This is a genomic window from Nocardia sp. NPDC052566, from assembly GCF_044547285.1.
Taxonomy (GTDB): Bacteria; Actinomycetota; Actinomycetes; order Mycobacteriales; family Mycobacteriaceae; genus Nocardia.
This window is the reverse complement of sequence record NZ_JBIUAF010000003.1, coordinates 706429-725969: the sequence shown is the minus strand read 5'-3', so window position 1 is coordinate 725969 and position 19541 is coordinate 706429. Positions and strand designations below refer to the sequence as shown.

The following is a 19541-nucleotide window of genomic DNA, read 5'->3' as shown; positions in this document are numbered from 1 at the left end:
CTGAAATACCGGTCCTATCCGACTGGGAGTGCGGCGCAGTTACCCACGAGCGCTTGGTTGTTGAAGCGGGCGGACAGGAAGCTCGCCGCTTCGGTGAGGAATGGGCGGACGGCCGCGGAGTGGTCCACTCCCTGGTATTCCGAGTACTGGATCGTGGCGCCGCGGCGGCAGTAGTCGCGGGCGAGGTCGCGGACATCGGCGGCCACCACCGTGCCGTCGCCGGTGCCGTCGGAGTTGCCGACGGCGAGCAGCAGCGGCGTGCGCGGTGTCGCGGTATGGCCCATGATCAACTGGCCGAGCAGTGCGTCGAGCGCGGGAACCGTTGTGTAGTCCTGGTATTCGGGGGCGAGCAGCTGCCGGATGCCGATCGGCGGGCGCAGGCCGCTCGGATTGCCGCAGTAATCGGCGGCCGCGCGGATGATCTGCGCGCCTTCCGCGGACAGGTACCGCATCAGATCCAGGCCGTCGGCGTGCGCCATCCCGAGCAGCACCCGCGGAATGAGTACGGAGCTGTCGGGATTGCCGTCCAGATAGGGCAGCAGATGTCCGGCGTTCACCGGAACACCGCCCGCGGCGGCGCCCGCGATGGTCAACTCGGGCGCGTAATCGGGCGCCAGCTCGGCGGCGAACTCGGTCGCGATGGCGCCACCGGAGTAGCCGATCATCCCGACCGGCGTGCTCGCGGGCAGATTCAGCGCCCGCTGCGCGGCACGGATACCGTCGAGCGTGCCGTATCCGGCCTCGCGACCGGCGCCGAAATCGAACGTCGGCCCTTCGTAATCGGACATCACCAGGGTGTATCCGGCCGCGAGCAGCGGCCCGATGATCGCGGCCTCCCCCGAATTCGACACGGTGTCCCGAATCGTGCGCGACGGGGTGCACGGCCAGCCCACCGAGTCGTAAGCCGCCTGGTACGACACGATTTTGGGAACCGGCGTCGGCTGTGCGGGCCGGACGATCGTCGCCACCGTCGCCGAGGCTTTCCCCCGCTCATTGGTGGTGCGGTACAGCACCTGCGTCGCATCGATCGGCGCCGACCCGGCCCGCGGGATCGACACCGTCCGCTGCCGTAGCACCGCTCCGGGCTCCACCCCGGCCAACGACCCGTCCGGCTGATAGAACGGATCGTCCGCCATCGCGATCGGCGGATCGAACACCTTGCGCGACTCCACCTGATCCGCCCGACCGCACCCGGCCACCACCAGGAGACCGACAATCAGGGCGCACCACTTCGAACCCCGCATCGCCATGAGCACCTCTCCACCAACACCGAACGGCCCTGCCTTCGAACCTAGCGCGGCGCGGACACGTATCCGCAACGACCATCCGCACCCCTTGGCACACGAGCGCCCGTGCCGCCCAGCATCTCGTGGACGACCCCGCCAGCATTCGGTACTCATCTGACCGCCTCCGGAAACGACGAAGGCCCGCTTCCCCATCCGGGGAGCGGGCCTTCGGTTTACGACTTGCCGCCGTGGAGCAGGCTTACTTGGCCTTCTCCAGGACCTCGACCAGACGCCAGCGCTTGGTGGCCGACAGCGGGCGGGTCTCCATCAGCTGAACGCGGTCGCCGATGCCGGCGATCTCGTTCTCGTCATGCGCCTTCACCTTGGAGGTGGTGCGGATGATCTTGCCGTAGAGCTTGTGCTTCACGCGGTCCTCGAGCTCGACCACGATCGTCTTCGTCATCTTGTCCGAGACAACGTAGCCGATCCGCACCTTGCGGCTGCCGCGCTGCTCTTCCACTTTCTCGCTCATGCCGCATCTCCCTTGCCAGCGGGTCCGGTGGCCAGGCCGAGCTCACGCTCGCGCATGACCGTGTAGATGCGCGCGATCTCGTGACGGACGACGCGCAGCCGACGGTTGTTGTCCAGCTGACCCGTCGCCATCTGGAAGCGCAGGTTGAACAGCTCTTCCTTCGACTCACGCAGGCGGCCGACGAGCTCTTCTTCGGTGAGCTCGCGGAGCTCTGCGGCCGGTGTTCCGGTAGCCATCAGAACTGCTCCTCCCTGGTCACGATCCTGCACTTCATCGGGAGCTTGTGCATCGCGCGGCGCAGGGCCTCACGAGCGGTCTCCTCATTGGGGTAAGACATTTCGAACATCACGCGACCGGGCTTGACGTTCGCGATCCACCACTCCGGCGAACCCTTACCGGAACCCATGCGGGTTTCGGCAGGCTTCTTGGTGAGCGGGCGATCCGGGTAGATGTTGATCCAGATCTTGCCGCCACGCTTGATGTGGCGGGTCATCGCGATACGCGCCGACTCGATCTGCCGGTTGGTCACGTACGCCGGCTCCAGCGCCTGGATGCCGTACTCGCCGAACGCCACCGAGGTGCCGCCCTTGGCCATGCCGGAACGACTCGGGTGATGCTGCTTGCGGTGCTTGACCTTGCGAGGCATCAGCATTGCGTCAGCCCTCCTGTGTCTCTGCCGGTGCCTCCGCCACAGCAGTGGCGGCGCGCCCGGCCTCGGTGCTGGTCGCCGTGGTGCCGGCGGAGCCGGACCGACGCGGGCGGCTCGGACGCTCGCGGCGCGGACGATCACGATCGCCTGCCGGAGCGGCCGCGGCGGTCAGCTCACGCTTACCACCGACGATGTCGCCCTTGTAGATCCAGACCTTCACGCCGATGCGACCGAAGGTGGTCTTGGCCTCGTAGAGGCCGTAGTCGATGTCCGCGCGCAGCGTGTGCAGCGGGACGCGACCCTCACGGTAGAACTCCGAGCGCGACATTTCGGCGCCACCGAGGCGGCCCGAGCACTGCACGCGGATGCCCTTGACGTTCGGCGAACGCATGGCCGACTGGATGGCCTTGCGCATCGCGCGACGGAACGCCACACGGTTGGACAGCTGCTCGGCCACACCCTGGGCGACGAGCTGCGCATCGGACTCGGGGTTCTTGACCTCGAGGATGTTCAGCTGCACCTGCTTGCCGGTGAGCTTCTCCAGCTCGGCGCGGATGCGGTCGGCCTCGGCGCCGCGGCGGCCGATCACGATGCCGGGACGCGCGGTGTGGATATCCACACGGACGCGATCACGGGTGCGCTCGATCTCGACCTTCGAGATGCCTGCCCGCTCCATGCCGGTGGCGAGGAGCTTGCGGATCTGGACGTCTTCCTTCACGTATTCCGCGTACTGCTTGTCCGCGTACCAACGCGACTTCCAGTCGGTGGTGATACCGAGGCGGAAGCCATGGGGATTGATCTTCTGTCCCATTTACTTTGCCCCTCCCTTCCGGCGGTTACGAGTGGATCCACCGGCGGTGGGGATGCTCTCGACCTCGATGGTGATGTGGCTGGTGCGCTTGCGGATGCGGAACGCACGGCCCTGGGCACGCGGCTGGAACCGCTTCAGGGTGGCACCCTCGTCGACGTAGGCCGTCGAGATGACCAGGGTGGCCGGGTTCAGGCCGAGGTTGTTCTCGGCGTTCGCCGCGGCGCTGGCCACGACCTTGGCAACCGGTTCGCTCGCGGCCTGGGGCGCGAACTTCAGGATCGCCAGGGCGTCCTCGACCCGCTTGCCGCGGACCAGGTCCACGACACGGCGAGCCTTCATCGGGGTCACGCGAACGTGCTTGGCCGTCGCGCGTGCAGTCTGATTCTGAGTCTCAGTCGTCATCGCCGCTTGCTCTTCCGGTCTTCCTTGACGTGGCTCTTGAACGTCCTGGTCGGCGCGAACTCACCGAGCTTGTGCCCAACCATGTTGTCCGAGACGAACACCGGCACATGCTTGCGACCGTCGTGGACGGCGAAGGTGTGGCCGATGAAATCGGGGATGATGGTCGAACGACGCGACCAGGTCTTGATGACCTGCTTCGTGCCCTTCTCGTTCTGCACGTCCACCTTCGCGAGGAGGTGGTCGTCGACGAACGGGCCCTTCTTGAGGCTGCGTGGCATTTCTTACCTCCTCCTTCAGCGCTTGTTCTTGCCGGACTTGCGGCGGCGGACGATGAGCTTGTCGCTCGGGCGGTTGGGCTTGCGGGTGCGGCCTTCCGGCTGACCCCACGGCGAGACCGGGTGGCGACCACCGGAGGTCTTGCCTTCACCACCACCGTGCGGGTGGTCGACCGGGTTCATCACGACACCACGGACCGTGGGGCGACGACCCTTCCAGCGCATACGGCCGGCCTTGCCCCAGTTGATGTTCGACTGCTCGGCGTTGCCGACCTCGCCGACGGTGGCGCGGCAGCGCACGTCGACGCGGCGGATTTCACCGGAGGGCATACGCAGCGTGGCGTAGGGGCCTTCCTTACCGAGCAGCTGGATGCTCATACCGGCCGAGCGGGCCAGCTTGGCGCCGCCGCCCGGACGCAGCTCCACCGCGTGGATGGTGGTACCCGTCGGGATGTTGCGCAGCGGCAGGTTGTTACCCGGCTTGATGTCGGCCGTGGGGCCGGACTCGATCGGGGTGCCCTGTGCGATGCCCTTGGGCGCGATGATGTATCGCTTCTCGCCGTCCACGAAGTGGAGCAGCGCGATGTTCGCGGTGCGGTTGGGGTCGTACTCGATGTGCGCGACCTTGGCCGGGATGCCGTCCTTGTCCAGTCGACGGAAGTCGATCAAACGGTAGGCACGCTTGTGGCCGCCACCGCGGTGACGAGTGGTGATACGACCGTGCGCGTTGCGGCCACCCTTGCTGTGCAGCGGGCGGATCAGCGACTTCTCGGGCGTCGACCGGGTGATCTCGGCGAAGTCGGAAACGCTGGAGCCACGACGGCCCGGCGTAGTCGGCTTGTACTTACGAATTGCCATGAGTTCTTCTCTACTTTCTGGATTCCCAGGCGCTTACGCGACCGGGCCTCCGAAGATCTCGATGGGCTTGCTGTCGGCCGAGATGGTCACGAGCGCGCGCTTGGTGTCCTTGCGCTTGCCGTAACCGAAGCGGGTCCGCTTGCGCTTGCCCTGACGGTTGGCGGTGTTGACGCTGGTGACCTTCACACCGAAGACCTTCTCGACGGCGATCTTGATCTGCGTCTTGTTGGAATCCGGGTGCACGATGAACGTGTAGGTGCCGTCTTCGATCAGTCCGTAGGACTTCTCCGAGATGACCGGCGCCAGCAGGATGTCGCGGGGGTCGGCGATCGTGGTCACTTGCTCTCCTCCTGTGCTGCCTCGGCGGGGCCGTGCACAAAGGTGTTCAAGGCCTCGACACTGAACACCACGTCGTCGCTGTTCAGGACGTCGTAGGTGTTGAGCTGGTCCGGTGCGATCGGCTGCACGTTCTGCAGGTTCGCCACGCTCTTCCACGCGGCCAGATCCGCGCGGCCGACGACGACCAGGAGCTTCTTGCGGTCCGAAATCTCGGCCAGGAAGTTCTTGGCGGTCTTGGTCGACGGGGTCTGCCCGCTGACCAGCTCGGTGATCACGTGGATGCGCTCGTTGCGCGCCCGGTCCGACAGGGCGCCACGCAGTGCGGCGGCCTTCATCTTCTTGGGGGTGCGCTGGCTGTAGTCACGCGGCTGCGGGCCGTGGACGGTGCCACCACCGGCGAACTGCGGCGCGCGGGTCGAGCCCTGACGGGCGCGGCCGGTGCCCTTCTGCCGGTACGGCTTCTTGCCACCACCGGACACCTCGCCACGAGTCTTCGTGGAGTGGGTGCCCTGGCGAGCGGCGGCCAGCTGCGCGATGACGACCTGGTGCATCAGCGCGATGTTGGCGGTCACGTCGAAGATCTCCGCGGGGAGTTCGACGGTGCCCTCGGTCTTGCCGCCCGGTGCCTTCACCGGCAGCGTCAGGTTGGCCTTTTTCTCGAGGCTGGTCATGCGTGCGCACCACCCTTCACGGCGCTCTTGACGATCACGACGTTGCCGCGACGACCCGGGATCGCTCCCTTGATCAGCAGCAGGCCGTTCTCGGCGTCGACCTTGTGAACCGAAAGGTTCTGCGTGGTGACGCGGTCGTTACCCATACGACCCGACATGCGCATGCCCTTGAACACGCGGCCGGGAGTGGCACAGCCACCGATGGAACCCGGGCGACGGTGCACAGCCTGCGCACCGTGCGAGGCGCCCTGACCGGCGAAGCCGTGACGCTTCATGGTGCCGGCGAAGCCCTTGCCCTTGCTGGTTCCGGTCACGTCGACGTAGGCGCCCTCTTCGAACACGTCGGCGTTGATCTCCTGGCCGACCTCGAAAGTGGACGCGTCGGCGACGCGGATCTCGGCGACGTGGCGGCGCGGGGTGACACCGGCCTTGGCGAACTGGCCGGAAGTCGGCTTGTTCACCTTGCGCGGGTCGATGGCGCCGAAAGCGACCTGGACGGCGCTGTAGCCGTCGCGCTCCACGGTGCGGATCTGGGTGATGACGTTCGGTCCGGCCTTGATGACGGTCACGGGAACGACGCGGTTCTTGTCGTCGAACACCTGGGTCATACCGAGCTTGGTGCCCAGGATGCCCGCCGCAGGCCTGTTCTTGTTATCAGTCATGATTCGAGTCCCCGTCACTGAATGTTGACGTCGACGCTGGCCGGGAGGTCGATGCGCATAAGCGCGTCAACCGTCTTCGGCGTGGGGTCGAGGATGTCGATCAGCCGCTTGTGCGTCCGCATCTCGAAGTGCTCGCGCGAGTCCTTGTACTTGTGCGGCGAACGGATGACGCAGTACACGTTCTTTTCAGTGGGCAACGGCACAGGGCCGACCACACGGGCACCGGTACGGGTCACCGTCTCGACGATCTTGCGAGCAGATGCGTCGATCGCCTCGTGGTCATAGGCCTTGAGCCTGATGCGGATCTTTTGTCCCGCCACGCTAAGTGTCCTTTTCTCCGCTTTCCTTCGTGATCCGGAAGCTGGCTTCCGTACCACCCTCATTTGCACAGCCCGAACACACGAAGACGTCTCTCGAATCGAGACCGCGACCGGGGCACGCCCGATCCTCGCCGCTGTTCATCTGTCATGGTTCTCCGGTCCACGCGGTCGGGCGTGTCGCCCGTCTGCTCATTCCTCGGCCCCGGATGAAATCCTTGTCAGGCCTGGAACGTCTGTCCCGGACGTACCCTCGCTGGAACTCCAGCCGGGTACTAGATGGGTACTGCTCGCCTCGCCGGTTCACGCCCTGTCTCATAGGAGATAGGCATGGCCCGTGGCAAGGCAACCCGAACAGTATGCCCGAAGGCCTCTGACACTTCAAATCCGCCCCCCGCTCCCCCGTCCGACCCGGCGATGTGGGCCGACACGACCGTCCGACGTGCGACTATGGCCTCGAACTTACTTTTGAGTAAGATACGGGCATGACGAAAGAGACCGCGACCTACCGCGGCTGGAAGAAGCTGCCGGACAACCGCCTGGGGCACACCCTGTTCTCGCTGGGCATGGTCGCGCGGGTGCCGTACTTCGGCACGGTGCTGCCGAGCGTGGTGCGGCTGGAGCCCGGACTGTGCGAGGTGACCTCGCCGAAGTGGTTCGGCATCCACAACCACCTCGGCACCTACCACGCGATCGCGGCGTGCAACCTGGCCGAGGTGGCGATGGGCATGCTCAGCGAGGCGACCGTGCCCGCGACGCATCGCTGGATTCCGAAGGCGATGAACGTGCAGTACCTGGCCAAGGCCGAGACCGGCCTGCGCGCGGTGGCCAAGCTGCCGGAGATCCCCGACTTCGCCGCGATCACCGAGGGGCAGGACCTGATCGTGCCGGTCTCGGTCTACGACAAGCACGGGCTCGAGGTCGTGCACGCCGACATCACCACCTGGGTGACCCCGAAATAACGTAGGACGTCGAATGTCGATGCGGCGCGGCGCGATACACCGCGCGGTTGGTTGCATCGGCACCGACCGACAGATTTGAATGCCTCTATGAAGAGTGCGGGCCGGGAATTCGATCTCTGCGTGGTCGGGTTGGGTCCGACGGGGCGGGCGCTCGCGCATCGGGCCGTGGCCGCCGGGCTGACCGTCGCCGCGGTCGATCCGCGCCCCGATCGCCTGTGGCATCCCACCTATTCCTGCTGGGTGGACGAACTGCCGCAGTGGTTACCGTCCAGCGCGATCGCCATCCGCATCGAATCGCCGACCGTGTGGACCAAGGCAGAGCACCGCATCGCGCGCCCCTACTGCGTGCTCTCCAAGCCCGGCCTGCACGCGGCACTGCCGCTGGACGACGCGACCGTGGTGACCGGACGGGCCGCCCGCGTCGACGCGCACGAGGTCGAGCTGACCGACGGGACAATCCTCACTGCCGCAACGGTTTTCGACACCCGCGGCCTGCCGGCGCTCGGGCAGCGGCGGGCGGCGAGCGCGCACGGCATCTTCGTCGACGAGCGGACCGCGGCACCGATGATCGCGGACGGTGAAGGGCTGCTGCTCGACTGGCGTCCCGAGAACGGCGCGGGCCCGGACGCACCACCGTCGTTCCTCTACGCGGTGCCGGTCGGCGACGGCACGGTGATCTTCGAGGAGACCAGCCTCGGCCTGCGCGCCGGTATGCCGCAGCACGAACTGCGCAGGCGAACGCTGAACCGGCTGGCCGCGCACGGCATCCGGCTCACCGGCGGCGAACCCACCGAGGCCGCGCACTACCCGCTCGATCAGCCGCCGCCGAAAAGCGGCATCGCGCGGCCGATTCCATTCGGCTCCCGCGGCGGCATGATGCACCCCTGCACCGGATACAGCGTCGCCGACTCGCTCGCCCTGGTCGATACCGCGCTCGCCGCCGTGCGGGACGGCCGTGACCCGATCGCCGAACTGTGGCCCGTACGCGCGCGATTGACCTATTGGATGCGGATGCGCGGCCTGTGGGGCCTCGGCAGGCTGACCACCGATCAGTCGATCGCCATGTTCGACGCCTTCTTCACCGAATCACCGCGCGGACAGCGCGCGCTGCTGTCCGCGCACGACGACTACACCGCGCTCGGCGCCGTGCTGTTCAACACCGTCGCGCACACCTGGCCGTTCCGGTGGCGCTTCGACCTGGTCGGCTGGACCAACCGGAACCGCTGGCTCGGCTACGACTTCGATCACGCGCCGGTTTCGGCGGCCCGCCGGTAGCCGCGCACCGCGGGCCAGGTGAACACGACGATCGCGGCGACGATCCACGCCAGCGTCTTCAGCAGCGGCTCGGCCACCGGACCGCCGTAGGACAGCCCGCGCATCGCCTCCACCGCACAGCTCATCGGCTGGTTGGCCACCACGTCCTGCAGCCAGATCGGATAGGCGACCTTGGGCACGAAGCCGGTGTTGAAGAACATCAGCAGTGTGTTCACCAAACCGACGACGTGCACGACCATGACGCCCTCGGACACCGTCGCCAGCGCGGTGACGAACACCGCGAACGCGGTGCCGAACAGCACCGGGATGCCGACCAGCGCGAGCGCGGCCAGCGGGCCCTGTTCGAACCGGAAGCCGATGGCGTAGCCGACCGCGAGGACGAACAGCGTGGTCACCAGCACGCGAATGGCCTCGGCGAGCACCCGCCCGGTCAGTCCGGCGGCACGGTGGATCGGCATGGTCCAGAATCGGCCGAGCAGTCCGGTGGCCTTCTCGGTTTTGAGTCCGAAGGCGCTCACCACCGCGCCGGTCATGGCCGCGATCAGCGTGATCATCGGGACGGTGCCGAAGACGCTTGGCTTACCGGTGGCCGCGGAGATCGAGTCGCCGAGCACGATGCGGAACATCAGCAGCGTCAGCGCCGGATAGAGCAGCGTCTGAATGGTGGTCGCCGGATCGCGCGCCCACACCATCAGCAGTCGTTTGCACTGCAGCATGCTGTGCAGGACCAGCGTGGACACCGCGCCCTCCGACCGGTGCCGCGCCACGGGCAGCGGTTCGTTGTCGGTGTAGGGGCGCTCCAGCGTCGCCTCGACAGAATTCATGACCGCCTCACGCTCGCCCAGATCGCCAGCGGCGTGAACACGACCGCGAGGCCGCACACCCACACCAGCGGCACCCACAACACCTGCCAGCTCACCCCGTCCGCGGCCATATCGCGCAGTGCGAAGGAGAACTGGGAGATCGGCTGATTGCGCACGAACGGCCGAATCCATTCCGGGAAGCTGCGTTCCGGGACGAAACCGCACGACATCATGCCGAAGATCAGGGTCGGCAGGGTGAGCGCCTGGCTCAAACCCTCCGGGCTCTTGGTGAGGCTGCCGAGCGCGTCGGCGCCGAGCGCGAGCACCGTGCCGATCGCCAGCGCGGAGACGCAGAACAACACCGCCTGACCCCAGCCCGCGACGAACCGGAAGCCGATCACGTGACCGAACGCGAGCGCCGCGATCAGCGAGGTGACCGAGCGGACCAACCCTGCCGCGATCCGCGAGGTCAGTGGCACCAGCGCGCCGATGGGCATGGTCTGCATCCGGGTGCTCAACCCGGTCAGCGCCTCGAACGCGGCGAGCTGCGCATTCGACATCATGGTGAACGACATGGTCTGCAGCACGATGATCGGCATGACGAACTGCGCGTAGTCGATGCCCTGGAACTTCATCACGAAGCGCAGCGGCAGATAGAAACCGAGCGTGAACACCAGCGGCGTGACGATCGCGACGATCAGCTCGCCCTTGGTCACCATCGTCCGGACGATCCGCGCGGTGAGCGCCTGCCACTGGGCGAAGGAGGACAGCTTGGAAACCGGCAGTTCGGCGAACAGCTTCGTCGCGTCGGCACCGGGAGCCAGGGAAGTACTCACTGCCCGCCACCCGAATGCCCGGTGATGGAAAGGAACACATCGTCGAGCGACGGCCTGCGCAGCGCGATATCGGCGAGATCGACGCCGGCGCTGTCGAGCCTGCGCAGCGCCTCGGTCAGTGTGACGGCGCCCTCCGGCGCCGGGATGGATAGGCGGTCGGACGAGTCGAGTTCGGCAATCACCGCGGCGGGCACCAGATCGCCGAGCGCGTAGGCGGCGGTGCGCACCTGCTTCGGATCCAGCGGCACCACCTCGCAGTAGCTGCCGCCGGTCTTCTCCTTGAGCTCGTCGGCGGTGCCCTCGGCGATCACCGTGCCCTTGTCGATGACGATGATGTTGTCGCTGAGCACATCGGCCTCTTCGAGGTACTGCGTGGTCAGCAGGACCGTGATGCCCTGGTTCTTCAACGCGGTCACCAGATCCCACACGCCCTGGCGGCTGCGCGGATCGAGTCCGGTGGTCGGCTCGTCGAGGAAGACCACCTCGGGCCGGACCACCAGGCCGCAGGCGATGTCGACGCGGCGGCGCATACCGCCCGAGTAGTGGCGCACTGCGCGGCGGCCCGCGCTGACCAGGTCGAACTCCTCGAGCAGGGTGTCGGCGCGCTTGCGGGCCGCCGACTTGCTCAGACCCATCAGGCGTCCGAACAGTTCCAGGTTCTCGCGACCGGAGAGGTTTTCGTCGAGCGCGGCGTATTGGCCGGTCATCATGATCGAGCGGCGCACGCCCGCCGGGTCGCGCAGCACGTCGTACCCCGCGACAACGGCGGTGCCGGAATCGGGACGCAGCAGGGTCGACAGGATCTTCACCATGGTCGTCTTGCCCGCACCGTTGGGGCCGAGGATGCCGAGCACGCTGGCCCGTTCGGCGCGGAAGCTCACGCCCTGCAACGCGTGCACGTCGCCGAACGACTTCCGGACATCCGCTACCCAGACCGCGGCGTCTGTCGCGTGCGAATCCGCTTGGTTCAAGCTCGGCATCAACAACTCTCCACTAGTGGCGTGATTGGGCGACCATGTGAGTGATCCGCGGCGCCTGGCGTGATGTTACCGGGCCACGGGTTTTCCACCGGGCTCGCGCACTGTACCCAGCTGAACGCCGACTAATTGTGTCCTTACTCACATTTCGCCCGCGGTATCGCTTCCACCTCGAAATAGCCGCTGGTCGACAAGCCCAGTGGCAGCGATGGGGCGGTGCCGGTGCCTTGTCGGGCCGCCGTGCCGACCATAGTCTGCTCTTCGGGGGACACACTCACTCGTCTGCGGCAGAGCGGCTTTCGCGAAAGCCGCCTGCGCTGGTTCGACATTCGAGAGGTGACCATGGCCGAATCGGCGCAGCCGCACCTGGCGGCGCATGCGGGAGGATCGGGCCGTCCGAACGTGCTCACCTCCTATGATCCGCGCACCGGCGAGATCGTCGGCAACTACGCCGTGATGGGCTCCAACGAGCTCAACCGCACTGTGCGCGCCGCGCGCTCGGCCGAAAAATGGTGGGCCGAACTAGGTTTCAGTGCGCGCAAGCGCTGGTTACTCGACTGGAAGCACAGCATCGCCCGCCGCGCAGGCGAATTGGTGGAGATCCTGTGCGAGGAAACCGGAAAACCGGAGGCGGACGCGGCGATCGAGGTAATGCTCGCGGTCGAGAACCTGGATTGGGCCGCGCGTAACGCGGGCAAGGCGCTGGACCGGCGCAGGCTCGGCTCCACCTGGCTGACCCGCAACCAGCGCGCGTCGGTGGGCTATCTGCCGCTCGGCGTCGTCGGCGTGGTCGGACCGTGGCACAACCCGGTGTTCACCCCGATGGGTTCGATCGCGTACGCGATGGCGGCGGGCAACGCGGTGGTCTTCAAACCGCATGAACTCACCACGGGTGTCGGGGTATGGCTGGCCGAGAGCTGGGCCAGGCTGGCCCCGAATCAGCCGGTGCTGCAAGTGGTTACCGGCGATTCCGGCACCGCGGCCACGCTCTGTCGCGGCCGGGTCGACAAGATCGCCTACGCCGGTTCCGACGCGGGCGCGCGCGAGGTCATCGCGCTGTGTGCGCAGACCATGACGCCGGTGGTGGTCGAGCGAAACGGCAAGGGCACCATGGTCGTTCACGTCGACGCCAAACTCGACGACGCCGCGGAGGCCGCGGTGTTCGGCGCGATGGCCAACGCGGGCCAGAACTCGACCGGCATCCAGCGCGCCTACGTCGCCGATTCGGTCTTCGACCGATTCCTGGAGCTGGTCATCGAGCAGGCGCGAAAGCTGCGGCCCGGCGCGGACAAACGCGCCTCCTACGGTCCGATGATCCTGGAGTCACAGGTCGACGTGGTGCGCAAACAGGTGCGCGATGCGCTGGCCCGCGGCGGCAAGGCGGTGGTCGGCGGGCTCGACTCGATCCGCGAACCCTATATCGAGCCGATCGTGCTCTCGGAGGTGCCCGAGGAGAGCCTGGCCGTCACCGGCGAGGCCATCGGGCCGGTGCTGATCGTGAACCGGGTGGCGAATATGGACGAGGCGGTACTCCGGATCAACGCGACCGGCAACGGCGTCGCGGTCTCGGTCTTCACCCGCGACGTGCACAGCGTCGAGGCGTTCGCCGAACAGCTGCGGGTCGGTGTCGTCACCATCAACTCCTCCACCGCCTACGCGGGCATTCCCGCGCTGCCGGTCGGCGGCGTCGGCGAATACGGCCAGGGGCACCACCACGGCGAGCAGGGATTCAAGGAGTTCAGCCGCACCCTGGCCATCGCGCGCAAGCGGTATCAAGCGCCGGTGAACCTGTCCACCTTCGACCGCCGCCCCCGTCACCTGCGCACCGCGACAACCATTTTCCGGCTCCGCCACGGACGCTGGGGCTGAATCGGCCCGCTTAGTCCAAGAACAAGCTCAGACCCAGTTCTCGATCCAGTACTTCCAGATGAGCGGGGCGTAGGCGGCCAGCGGCGGGACCTTGATATCGGTGCCCGCGAGCGCGGCGGTGGTGCGGCGGCAGTCGAACCAGCAGGTGAACTCGCTGTGCTCCAGCACATCCAGCGGCACTCCGACGCGCGGCAGCACCCAGCCCGCACCCGGCACCTTCAGCATCATGTCGAGGGTGCGCTTGGGCATCAGCTCCATCAGGTGCGGTGCGCCCGCCTCGTCGGCGAACAGGTTGAGCGCGTCCACCGCGCTCTGCCTGCGCGGGTCGACCAGGTGGTAGGTGGTGTTGGGTGAACCAGGCTGGTGGGCAAGATAATCCAGCGCGCGGGCGACGAAATCGACCGGCACCATATTGGTTTCGCCCAGCTTCGGCACCAGCACCGGAAGGATCCGCGGCAGCTGCGCGCCCATGCGCAGCAGCCGGAAGAAGTAGTAGGGGCCGTCGATTCGGTCGATCTCGCCGGTTCTCGAATGCCCGATGACGATCGACGGCCGATAGATGCGCCACGGCAGGGTCGCGTCGCGCACGATGCGCTCCGCCTCGAACTTGGCCCGCTGATACGGGGTGGCGAGCACCTGGCCGCGATCGAACATGTCCTCGGTGTAGAGGCCCTCGGAGGTGCCTGCCACCTCCACCGTCGAAACATGGTGCAGCATCCCGGCTTCCAGCGATTCAGCGACGTCGACCACGTGCCTGGTGCCGCCGCCGCGCTCGGTCAGGTCGTAGCCGGAGGCCAGATGGATGACATGGTCGATCGACCCGCGATGTTCGGCGAGCCAGCTCGCCTCGACACCGAGACCGGGCACACCGAGGTCGCCGCGGACCGGCCGCACCCGATCACCGCCCGCCCATTCGTGCGCGCAGCAGGTGAACCGGTCGGCCGAATCCGCGCCCGGCCGCACCAGCACATGGATGGTGCCCGGACGTTTGAGCAGCTCGGGGATGAGGAACCTACCGACGAACCCCGTCGCCCCGGTTACCAGGTAACTCATAGCCAGACAACATAATGGGTAGCGCGCGACATTACTCCCCCGCCTCACCGCAAACTTCGGGCCGGACCGAAACGGTCGGCGCCGATGGCCGGTGGGGCGTACGGACGAATCAGTCCGCGAAGATGGGCTTGCGCTTCGTGAGCATGGCGGCGGCGCCCTCGAAGAAGTCCGGGGAGCCCAAAAGTTCGGTCTGGCCCGCCTTTTCCGCCGCGAGGGCGGGCTCGAGGGCGGTCAGGGTGGCTTGATTGAGTGCCTTCTTGGTGAGTTCGAGGGCGCGGCGGGGGCCACTGGCGATTTTGGCGGCGGCGGCTTCGACCTTGGCGTCCAGCTCGTCGACGGGGACGACGGCGGTGAACAGTCCTGCCTGCTTGGCGGCGAGGGCGGGCAGACGCTCGCCGAGCAGGGCCATCTCGGCGGCGAGTGGACGGCCCGCGGCGGCGGCGACCATGGCCGCGGCGCCACCGTCGGGCATCAGGCCGATATTGATGAAGGCGAGCAGCAGGTAGGCGTCCTCGCTGGCGTAGACCAGATCGGCGGCCAGCGCCATGCCGACGGCGACGCCCGCGGCCGCGCCCCGCACTCGCGCGATAACCGGAATCGGCGCGTCCACAATGCTTTTCACCAGGCGGTTGGCCACATCCATGGTCATCTCGGCGGTGATGCCGCGCGCGGCCTCCTCGGGGGTGGCCGCCAGATCGGCGCCGGTGCAGAAGTCGCCGCCCTCACCGGTCAGCACGATCACGCGCACCGAGCGGTCCTCGGCGGCGGCGAGGAAGGTGTCGCCGAGCCCGACCATGGTGTCGTAATCGACCGCATTCTTGCGCTTGGGCTTCGTGATGGTGACCCGCAGCACCTTGCCGTCGCGAACGGCGGAGAAGCCCGCAGTACTCGTCGATGAATCGGGATTGCTCATCTGTGCTCCTGGTGTGCGGTTCGACGGGTCCCACGCGATGAATGGTGGTTAACTTTGCGAATTGTGGTTAACTTAGGTTGACTTGTCGGGCGCTGTCAACAAGCGGCGCCATCTCAGAACGGAGAGCTACATGGTCGCGGATCGCAGCGAGGTCCCCCTCGCTCCCGCGCGGCCTGATGCCGGCCAGTCGGTGCGGCGGCGTCCCAAGGATCGCAAGGTACAGATCATCAGGGCGGCCGCACGCGCGTTCAGCGAGCGCGGGTACTACCCGGTCGGCGTCGACGAGATCGCCGCCGAGGTCGGCATCTCGGGGCCCGCGCTGTATCGGCATTTCACCAACAAATACGCGCTGTTGGTCGCCGCCGCCGAAGAAGGCGCCAAACATCTCGTCGTCGTCGCCAAGGCCGCCGACGATCCTGCCGCGACACCCGAAAAGCGGCTCGACGCACTGATCAAGGCGATCGGCGAGCACACCGTCGAGATCAGGCGCGAAGCCGGGCTGTACCGCTGGGAGCGCCGGTATCTGGAGACCGAGGATCGGCTCCGCATCCGCAAGATCTACGACACGCTCAACGCGACCGTCGCCGCGCCGATCGCACTGCTGCGTCCCACCGCGCCGCCCGAGGATGTCGCGATGCTCGCGGCCTCGGTGCTCAGCACCATCGCCAGCGTCTCCGCGCATCGCACCGCGCTGTCCAGTTCGCGGTTGCAGCCGCTCCTGCACGACATGTGCTGGGCGGTGCTGCGCGCCGAGCTGCCGCCCGCACCGCCGCCGCCGGAACCGGGACCGGTCGTGCGCGGCCTTCCGGTCACCTCGAAGCGCGAACAGCTGCTCACCGAGGCGATCAGGATCTTCGGCAGGCAGGGCTATCACGAGGCGAGCATCGAGGAGATCGGCGCCGCGGTCGGCATCAACGCCTCCAGCGTCTACCGCTACTTCACCAGCAAATCCGATCTGCTCGCCGCGGCCTTCCACCGCACCGGCGACCGGGTGGCCGTCGCGATCACCGAGGCGCTCGCCGAGGCGACCAGCCGCGCCGACGCCGTCTCCCGGATCGCCGCACGCCAAGCCAGGCTGACCTTTTCGATGCCGGAGATCATGCCGGTCTACTACGCCGAGTTCAGCAACCTGCCGCAGGCCGAACAGCACAAGCTGCGCACCATCCAGCGCCAGAACGTGCTCGAGTGGGCCAACCTGCTCGACGGCGATCCGGTCGAGGCCCGCTTCCGCGTCCACGCCGCCATCGCCCAGGTAATCGACGTCGGCCGCCTCACCAAATTCGACGCGCGCCCCGAACAGGTCGCCCGTGTCCACGCCCTCATGCTCGCCGTCCTCCTCGGCCCACCCACAGCCTCGAACTGACACCGATCGAGCCGCCGCGCACGAGATCTACCGCGCGGCAGCACAATCCACGCGTAGCGGCACAACTCACGCGCGGCGGATCAGCACGCTGGCGCCATAAGACCCGCTATGTCGGCCGCGACGAGGTGTCGCCGAGCGCAGTCGAATGGCCCACTGTTACGGCGTGTCGGAGGGCCATTCGACTGCGCTCGCGGGGGGCGGGTCAGCCGGTGATGGTGAGGTAGATGAGGGCTACGTTGAGGACCGAGATGATGGCGGCCACCAGCCAGGCGAGGGCAGTGGTGACGCGGTGGTTGACGTCGGCGCCCATGAGTGCGCGGTCGCTGGTGAAGCGGACCAGCGGGATCAGGGCGAAGGGGATGCCGAAAGACAGGACCACCTGCGAAATGATCAGTGCGCGTGTGGGATCGATGCCCGCGGCCAGGATCGCCAGGGCGGGCACCAGGGTGATGACGCGGCGGACGAGCAGCGGGATGTGGCGGCGCAGCAGGCCCTGCATGATCATCGCGCCCGCGTAGGCGCCGACCGAGGTGGAGGCGAGGCCGGAGGCGAGCAGGCCGATGGCGAGCAGCAGGGCGGCGATCGGGCCGAGCGCATCGCCGACGGCGGCGTGCGCGTCCTCCAGCGTCTCGATTTCCTTGCCACGCAACGTATTGGCGGCCATCAGCAGCATGGCCATGTTGACGGTGCCCGCGAGCACCATGGCGATGCCGACGTCGTAGCGGGTGACGCGCAGCAGCCGGGTGCGCAACGGCCCGGCTTCCGGATGCCCGTGCCGGTCCCTGGCGAGGCCGGAATGCAGGTACACCGCGTGCGGCATGACGGTCGCGCCGATCATGGCGGCGGCGAGCAGCACGCTCTCGGTGCCGTCGAACTTCGGCAGCAGGCCGCCGATGGTGCCCGCGGCCGACGGCGGGGAGATCACCACGCTGGCCACGAAGCCGACGGCGATAATGGCGAGCAGCCCGATGATGACCCGCTCGAACGGCTTCTGGCCGCCCCGGTCCTGCACCAGCAGCAGACCCATCGACACGACACCGGTGATGACACCGCCGACAAGCAGCGGCAGCCCGAACAGCAGGTTGAGCGCGATCGCACCGCCCATCACCTCGGCCAGATCCGTTGCCATGGCGACGGTTTCGGCCTGCCCCCAGTAGGCGAGCCGGACCGGGCGGCTCGCCTTGTCCCGCACGGCTTCCGGCAGCGACATGCCGGTGACCAGGCCGAGCTTCGCGGACAGGAACTGCACGAGCCCGGCCATCACGTTGGCCATCACGATGACCCAGACGAGCAGATAGCCGAACTGCGCTCCCGCGCTGATATTCGAGGCGACATTGCCGGGGTCGACATAGGCGATGGCGGCCACGAACGCCGGGCCGAGCAACAAGCTCGCCGCCTTCGCCCGCTGGGTCGTTGATCTGGCGGACTCGGCCAAGCTCGTACTCACGAAACAAGATTTTACGGGTTCCCGAACTTTTTGGTTAGCCCTACCCCCAAAAAAAGAACCGCCCCGTCCGCACTCGAGGTGCGACCGGGGCGGTCGTTGGTTATCGTCCGGCTTATCCAACCAGGTCAGAGACCCAAGCCCTTGGCAAGGACCGGCCACGAGCTCTGGAACTCGTCGCGCCAGTAGCCCCACGAGTGGGTGCCCGACTCACGGAACTTGAAGGTGGCCGGGATGCCGAGCTGGCCCAGCTTGGTCTGCAGGTTGTGGGTGCAGAAGTTGGTGCCCGCCTCGATCACGCCGCCGATCAGGATCTGATTGGCCAGGCCGTAGGCGCCGGGCAGCGCGTACTGACCGTTCATCGTGTCGTACTGGCCGGGCAGGCCGTTGCCCGAGGAGATGTAGAGATCCATGCCGCGCAGGCCCTCGGCGTTCACATACGGATCGTTGGCCACCCAGTCGGGCGAACCCTGCGGGCCCCACATGTTGTCGGTGTTGCCGCCGCCCCAGGTCTCCACGGTGAGCTTCACGAATTCGGAGCCGACCGGATCACTGGTCTGCGCGCAGCCACTGTAGGCGGCGGCCGCCTTGAACAGGCCGGGCTTGGCGATCGGCAGCGCGAGCACGGTGGTGCCCGAGGTGGACAGGCCGGAGATCGCGTTCACGCCGTTGGTGCCGAGCGCGCCGTCGACCAGTGGCGGCAGCTCCTCGGTGAAGAAGGTCTTCCACTTGTTGCGGCCGAGCGTCGGATCGTCCTTGATCCAGTCGGTGTAGTAGCTCCACTTGCCGCCGACCGGCTGGATGACGTTGACGTTCTTGTCCGACAGGAACTTCAGCGCGTCGGTCTTGGCCTGCCACGAGGCGTCGTCCTCACCGCCGCCCGCACCGTTGAGCAGGTACAGGCTCGGGCGCGGCACCGAGGCGTCGGCCGGGCGCTGCACGTCGATGATGACCTTCTGGTCCATCGCCGCCGAGTACACGTACAGGCGGATGTTGCGCGAATCCTTGACCTCGGCCTTGGTGATGCGCGAACCGTCCGGCGCGGTGGGGTTGGCCAGCAGTGCCTTCGAGTCGATGATCGGATCGGCCGAGGCGGTGGTGGCGCCGGTTCCGGAGAAGACAGCCGCGAGCACTGCGGTTGCCGCGATCATCGCCCCGGCACGAGTGCCGCGACGCCGGGTGAGTCGACGCATAAAATTCACACCTTCGCTTCGTATCGAGATTTCGACTGCCGTACCCCCACGGGGAGTGCCGTGGCACCTCGCCCGACCATACGGGTTATGTAGTCGTCACAACAGGGGACA

General features: G+C 67.3%; 23 protein-coding genes. 4 read left to right on the top strand and 19 right to left on the bottom strand.

Annotated elements, in window-relative coordinates; all coding sequences use genetic code 11:
- Window positions 1-14 precede the first annotated feature (14 nt).
- From ACIG5A_RS17465 to rpsJ, 12 genes are all read right to left on the bottom strand, one after another.
- Window positions 15-1250: a lipase family protein gene (locus tag ACIG5A_RS17465; RefSeq protein WP_397241222.1), complete on the bottom strand. Its 1236-nt coding sequence runs from the start codon at window positions 1248-1250 to the stop codon at window positions 15-17.
- A gap of 235 nt (window positions 1251-1485) precedes the next feature.
- Complete coding sequence (rpsQ, locus tag ACIG5A_RS17460; RefSeq protein ID WP_397241221.1) at window positions 1486-1758, bottom strand: 30S ribosomal protein S17; 273 nt, start codon at window positions 1756-1758, stop codon at window positions 1486-1488.
- Entirely contained in the window at window positions 1755-1994 is a 240-nt protein-coding gene (gene rpmC / locus ACIG5A_RS17455; RefSeq protein ID WP_397241220.1) for a 50S ribosomal protein L29, read from the bottom strand. The genes rpsQ and rpmC overlap by 4 nt, the downstream gene beginning before the upstream one ends.
- Complete coding sequence (gene rplP, locus ACIG5A_RS17450; protein ID WP_397241219.1) at window positions 1994-2410, bottom strand: 50S ribosomal protein L16; 417 nt, start codon at window positions 2408-2410, stop codon at window positions 1994-1996. Before rplP ends, rpmC begins: the two co-directional genes overlap by 1 nt.
- 4 nt (window positions 2411-2414) lie before the next feature.
- Entirely contained in the window at window positions 2415-3218 is an 804-nt protein-coding gene (gene rpsC, locus ACIG5A_RS17445; RefSeq protein WP_397241218.1) for a 30S ribosomal protein S3, read from the bottom strand.
- Window positions 3219-3620 (bottom strand): 50S ribosomal protein L22, encoded by a 402-nt coding sequence (rplV, locus tag ACIG5A_RS17440; RefSeq protein ID WP_397241217.1) that lies wholly within the window; start codon window positions 3618-3620, stop codon window positions 3219-3221.
- Window positions 3617-3898 (bottom strand): 30S ribosomal protein S19, encoded by a 282-nt coding sequence (rpsS, locus tag ACIG5A_RS17435; protein ID WP_039795442.1) that lies wholly within the window; start codon window positions 3896-3898, stop codon window positions 3617-3619. The genes rplV and rpsS overlap by 4 nt, the downstream gene beginning before the upstream one ends.
- Before the next feature lie 15 nt (window positions 3899-3913).
- Window positions 3914-4753: a 50S ribosomal protein L2 gene (gene rplB / locus ACIG5A_RS17430; protein ID WP_397241216.1), complete on the bottom strand. Its 840-nt coding sequence runs from the start codon at window positions 4751-4753 to the stop codon at window positions 3914-3916.
- A 33-nt stretch (window positions 4754-4786) separates the two neighbouring features.
- Window positions 4787-5092 carry a 50S ribosomal protein L23 gene (gene rplW / locus ACIG5A_RS17425; RefSeq protein WP_397241215.1) on the bottom strand — a complete coding sequence of 102 codons (306 nt, stop codon included), beginning with the start codon at window positions 5090-5092 and terminating at the stop codon, window positions 4787-4789.
- Window positions 5089-5763, bottom strand: a complete 675-nt coding sequence (gene rplD, locus ACIG5A_RS17420) for a 50S ribosomal protein L4 (RefSeq protein ID WP_397241214.1) — start codon at window positions 5761-5763, stop codon at window positions 5089-5091. The genes rplW and rplD overlap by 4 nt, the downstream gene beginning before the upstream one ends.
- Entirely contained in the window at window positions 5760-6425 is a 666-nt protein-coding gene (gene rplC / locus ACIG5A_RS17415; RefSeq protein WP_397241213.1) for a 50S ribosomal protein L3, read from the bottom strand. Before rplC ends, rplD begins: the two co-directional genes overlap by 4 nt.
- A gap of 14 nt (window positions 6426-6439) precedes the next feature.
- Window positions 6440-6745, bottom strand: a complete 306-nt coding sequence (gene rpsJ, locus ACIG5A_RS17410) for a 30S ribosomal protein S10 (RefSeq protein ID WP_003938093.1) — start codon at window positions 6743-6745, stop codon at window positions 6440-6442.
- A gap of 482 nt (window positions 6746-7227) precedes the next feature.
- On the opposite strand from rpsJ, the gene ACIG5A_RS17405 reads away from it, so the two are divergent.
- Together ACIG5A_RS17405 and ACIG5A_RS17400 are read left to right on the top strand one after the other, a co-directional pair.
- Complete coding sequence (locus ACIG5A_RS17405) at window positions 7228-7704, top strand: hotdog fold domain-containing protein (protein WP_397241212.1); 477 nt, start codon at window positions 7228-7230, stop codon at window positions 7702-7704.
- Window positions 7705-7791: 87 nt separating this feature from the next.
- Window positions 7792-8979, top strand: a complete 1188-nt coding sequence (locus ACIG5A_RS17400; RefSeq protein WP_397241211.1) for a lycopene cyclase family protein — start codon at window positions 7792-7794, stop codon at window positions 8977-8979.
- Here ACIG5A_RS17400 and ACIG5A_RS17395 read toward each other — a convergent pair.
- Genes ACIG5A_RS17395 through ACIG5A_RS17385 form a run of 3 tightly spaced genes read right to left on the bottom strand, consistent with a single transcriptional unit; the run spans window position 8949 to window position 11598 of the window.
- Entirely contained in the window at window positions 8949-9803 is an 855-nt protein-coding gene (locus ACIG5A_RS17395; protein WP_397241210.1) for an ABC transporter permease, read from the bottom strand. The two genes, ACIG5A_RS17400 and ACIG5A_RS17395, sit on opposite strands and share 31 nt — an antisense overlap.
- The gene (locus ACIG5A_RS17390; RefSeq protein WP_397241209.1) at window positions 9800-10618 is read right to left on the bottom strand and encodes an ABC transporter permease; all 819 of its coding nucleotides are present in this window, start codon (window positions 10616-10618) and stop codon (window positions 9800-9802) included. Before ACIG5A_RS17390 ends, ACIG5A_RS17395 begins: the two co-directional genes overlap by 4 nt.
- The gene (locus ACIG5A_RS17385; RefSeq protein ID WP_397241208.1) at window positions 10615-11598 is read right to left on the bottom strand and encodes an ATP-binding cassette domain-containing protein; all 984 of its coding nucleotides are present in this window, start codon (window positions 11596-11598) and stop codon (window positions 10615-10617) included. Before ACIG5A_RS17385 ends, ACIG5A_RS17390 begins: the two co-directional genes overlap by 4 nt.
- Before the next feature lie 339 nt (window positions 11599-11937).
- Between ACIG5A_RS17385 and ACIG5A_RS17380 the strand changes: the two genes are divergently transcribed.
- Complete coding sequence (locus ACIG5A_RS17380; protein WP_397241840.1) at window positions 11938-13464, top strand: aldehyde dehydrogenase family protein; 1527 nt, start codon at window positions 11938-11940, stop codon at window positions 13462-13464.
- 27 nt (window positions 13465-13491) lie between these two features.
- Here the strand turns inward: ACIG5A_RS17380 and ACIG5A_RS17375 are convergent, their stop codons facing one another.
- Both ACIG5A_RS17375 and ACIG5A_RS17370 read right to left on the bottom strand, forming a co-directional pair.
- A complete protein-coding gene (locus tag ACIG5A_RS17375) occupies window positions 13492-14517 on the bottom strand; it encodes an SDR family oxidoreductase (RefSeq protein WP_397241207.1) in 1026 nt (341 codons plus the stop codon).
- A 109-nt stretch (window positions 14518-14626) separates the two neighbouring features.
- Entirely contained in the window at window positions 14627-15430 is an 804-nt protein-coding gene (locus tag ACIG5A_RS17370; RefSeq protein WP_397241206.1) for an enoyl-CoA hydratase-related protein, read from the bottom strand.
- 130 nt (window positions 15431-15560) lie between these two features.
- Between ACIG5A_RS17370 and ACIG5A_RS17365 the strand changes: the two genes are divergently transcribed.
- Complete coding sequence (locus ACIG5A_RS17365) at window positions 15561-16793, top strand: TetR/AcrR family transcriptional regulator (protein ID WP_397241205.1); 1233 nt, start codon at window positions 15561-15563, stop codon at window positions 16791-16793.
- Between the two features lie 202 nt (window positions 16794-16995).
- On the opposite strand, the gene ACIG5A_RS17360 is transcribed toward ACIG5A_RS17365, so the two are convergent.
- Window positions 16996-18228 carry an Nramp family divalent metal transporter gene (locus ACIG5A_RS17360; protein ID WP_397241838.1) on the bottom strand — a complete coding sequence of 411 codons (1233 nt, stop codon included), beginning with the start codon at window positions 18226-18228 and terminating at the stop codon, window positions 16996-16998.
- 137 nt (window positions 18229-18365) lie between these two features.
- Window positions 18366-19388 (bottom strand): alpha/beta hydrolase, encoded by a 1023-nt coding sequence (locus tag ACIG5A_RS17355; protein ID WP_397241836.1) that lies wholly within the window; start codon window positions 19386-19388, stop codon window positions 18366-18368.
- Between the last annotated feature and the right edge of the window lie 153 nt (window positions 19389-19541).

Excerpts from the sequence above, each read along its gene's own strand:
- ACIG5A_RS17465 (WP_397241222.1), bottom strand. The coding sequence starts at position 1,250 with ATGGCGATGCGGGGTTCGAAGTGGTGCGCCCTGATTGTCGGTCTCCTG.
- rpsQ (WP_397241221.1), bottom strand. The coding sequence starts at position 1,758 with ATGAGCGAGAAAGTGGAAGAGCAGCGCGGCAGCCGCAAGGTGCGGATC.
- rpmC (WP_397241220.1), bottom strand. The coding sequence starts at position 1,994 with ATGGCTACCGGAACACCGGCCGCAGAGCTCCGCGAGCTCACCGAAGAA.
- rplP (WP_397241219.1), bottom strand. The coding sequence starts at position 2,410 with ATGCTGATGCCTCGCAAGGTCAAGCACCGCAAGCAGCATCACCCGAGT.
- rpsC (WP_397241218.1), bottom strand. The coding sequence starts at position 3,218 with ATGGGACAGAAGATCAATCCCCATGGCTTCCGCCTCGGTATCACCACC.
- rplV (WP_397241217.1), bottom strand. The coding sequence starts at position 3,620 with ATGACGACTGAGACTCAGAATCAGACTGCACGCGCGACGGCCAAGCAC.
- rpsS (WP_039795442.1), bottom strand. The coding sequence starts at position 3,898 with ATGCCACGCAGCCTCAAGAAGGGCCCGTTCGTCGACGACCACCTCCTC.
- rplB (WP_397241216.1), bottom strand. The coding sequence starts at position 4,753 with ATGGCAATTCGTAAGTACAAGCCGACTACGCCGGGCCGTCGTGGCTCC.
- rplD (WP_397241214.1), bottom strand. The coding sequence starts at position 5,763 with ATGACCAGCCTCGAGAAAAAGGCCAACCTGACGCTGCCGGTGAAGGCA.
- rplC (WP_397241213.1), bottom strand. The coding sequence starts at position 6,425 with ATGACTGATAACAAGAACAGGCCTGCGGCGGGCATCCTGGGCACCAAG.
- ACIG5A_RS17405 (WP_397241212.1), top strand. The coding sequence starts at position 7,228 with ATGACGAAAGAGACCGCGACCTACCGCGGCTGGAAGAAGCTGCCGGAC.
- ACIG5A_RS17400 (WP_397241211.1), top strand. The coding sequence starts at position 7,792 with ATGAAGAGTGCGGGCCGGGAATTCGATCTCTGCGTGGTCGGGTTGGGT.
- ACIG5A_RS17395 (WP_397241210.1), bottom strand. The coding sequence starts at position 9,803 with ATGAATTCTGTCGAGGCGACGCTGGAGCGCCCCTACACCGACAACGAA.
- ACIG5A_RS17385 (WP_397241208.1), bottom strand. The coding sequence starts at position 11,598 with ATGCCGAGCTTGAACCAAGCGGATTCGCACGCGACAGACGCCGCGGTC.
- ACIG5A_RS17380 (WP_397241840.1), top strand. The coding sequence starts at position 11,938 with ATGGCCGAATCGGCGCAGCCGCACCTGGCGGCGCATGCGGGAGGATCG.
- ACIG5A_RS17375 (WP_397241207.1), bottom strand. The coding sequence starts at position 14,517 with ATGAGTTACCTGGTAACCGGGGCGACGGGGTTCGTCGGTAGGTTCCTC.
- ACIG5A_RS17370 (WP_397241206.1), bottom strand. The coding sequence starts at position 15,430 with ATGAGCAATCCCGATTCATCGACGAGTACTGCGGGCTTCTCCGCCGTT.
- ACIG5A_RS17365 (WP_397241205.1), top strand. The coding sequence starts at position 15,561 with ATGGTCGCGGATCGCAGCGAGGTCCCCCTCGCTCCCGCGCGGCCTGAT.
- ACIG5A_RS17355 (WP_397241836.1), bottom strand. The coding sequence starts at position 19,388 with ATGATCGCGGCAACCGCAGTGCTCGCGGCTGTCTTCTCCGGAACCGGC.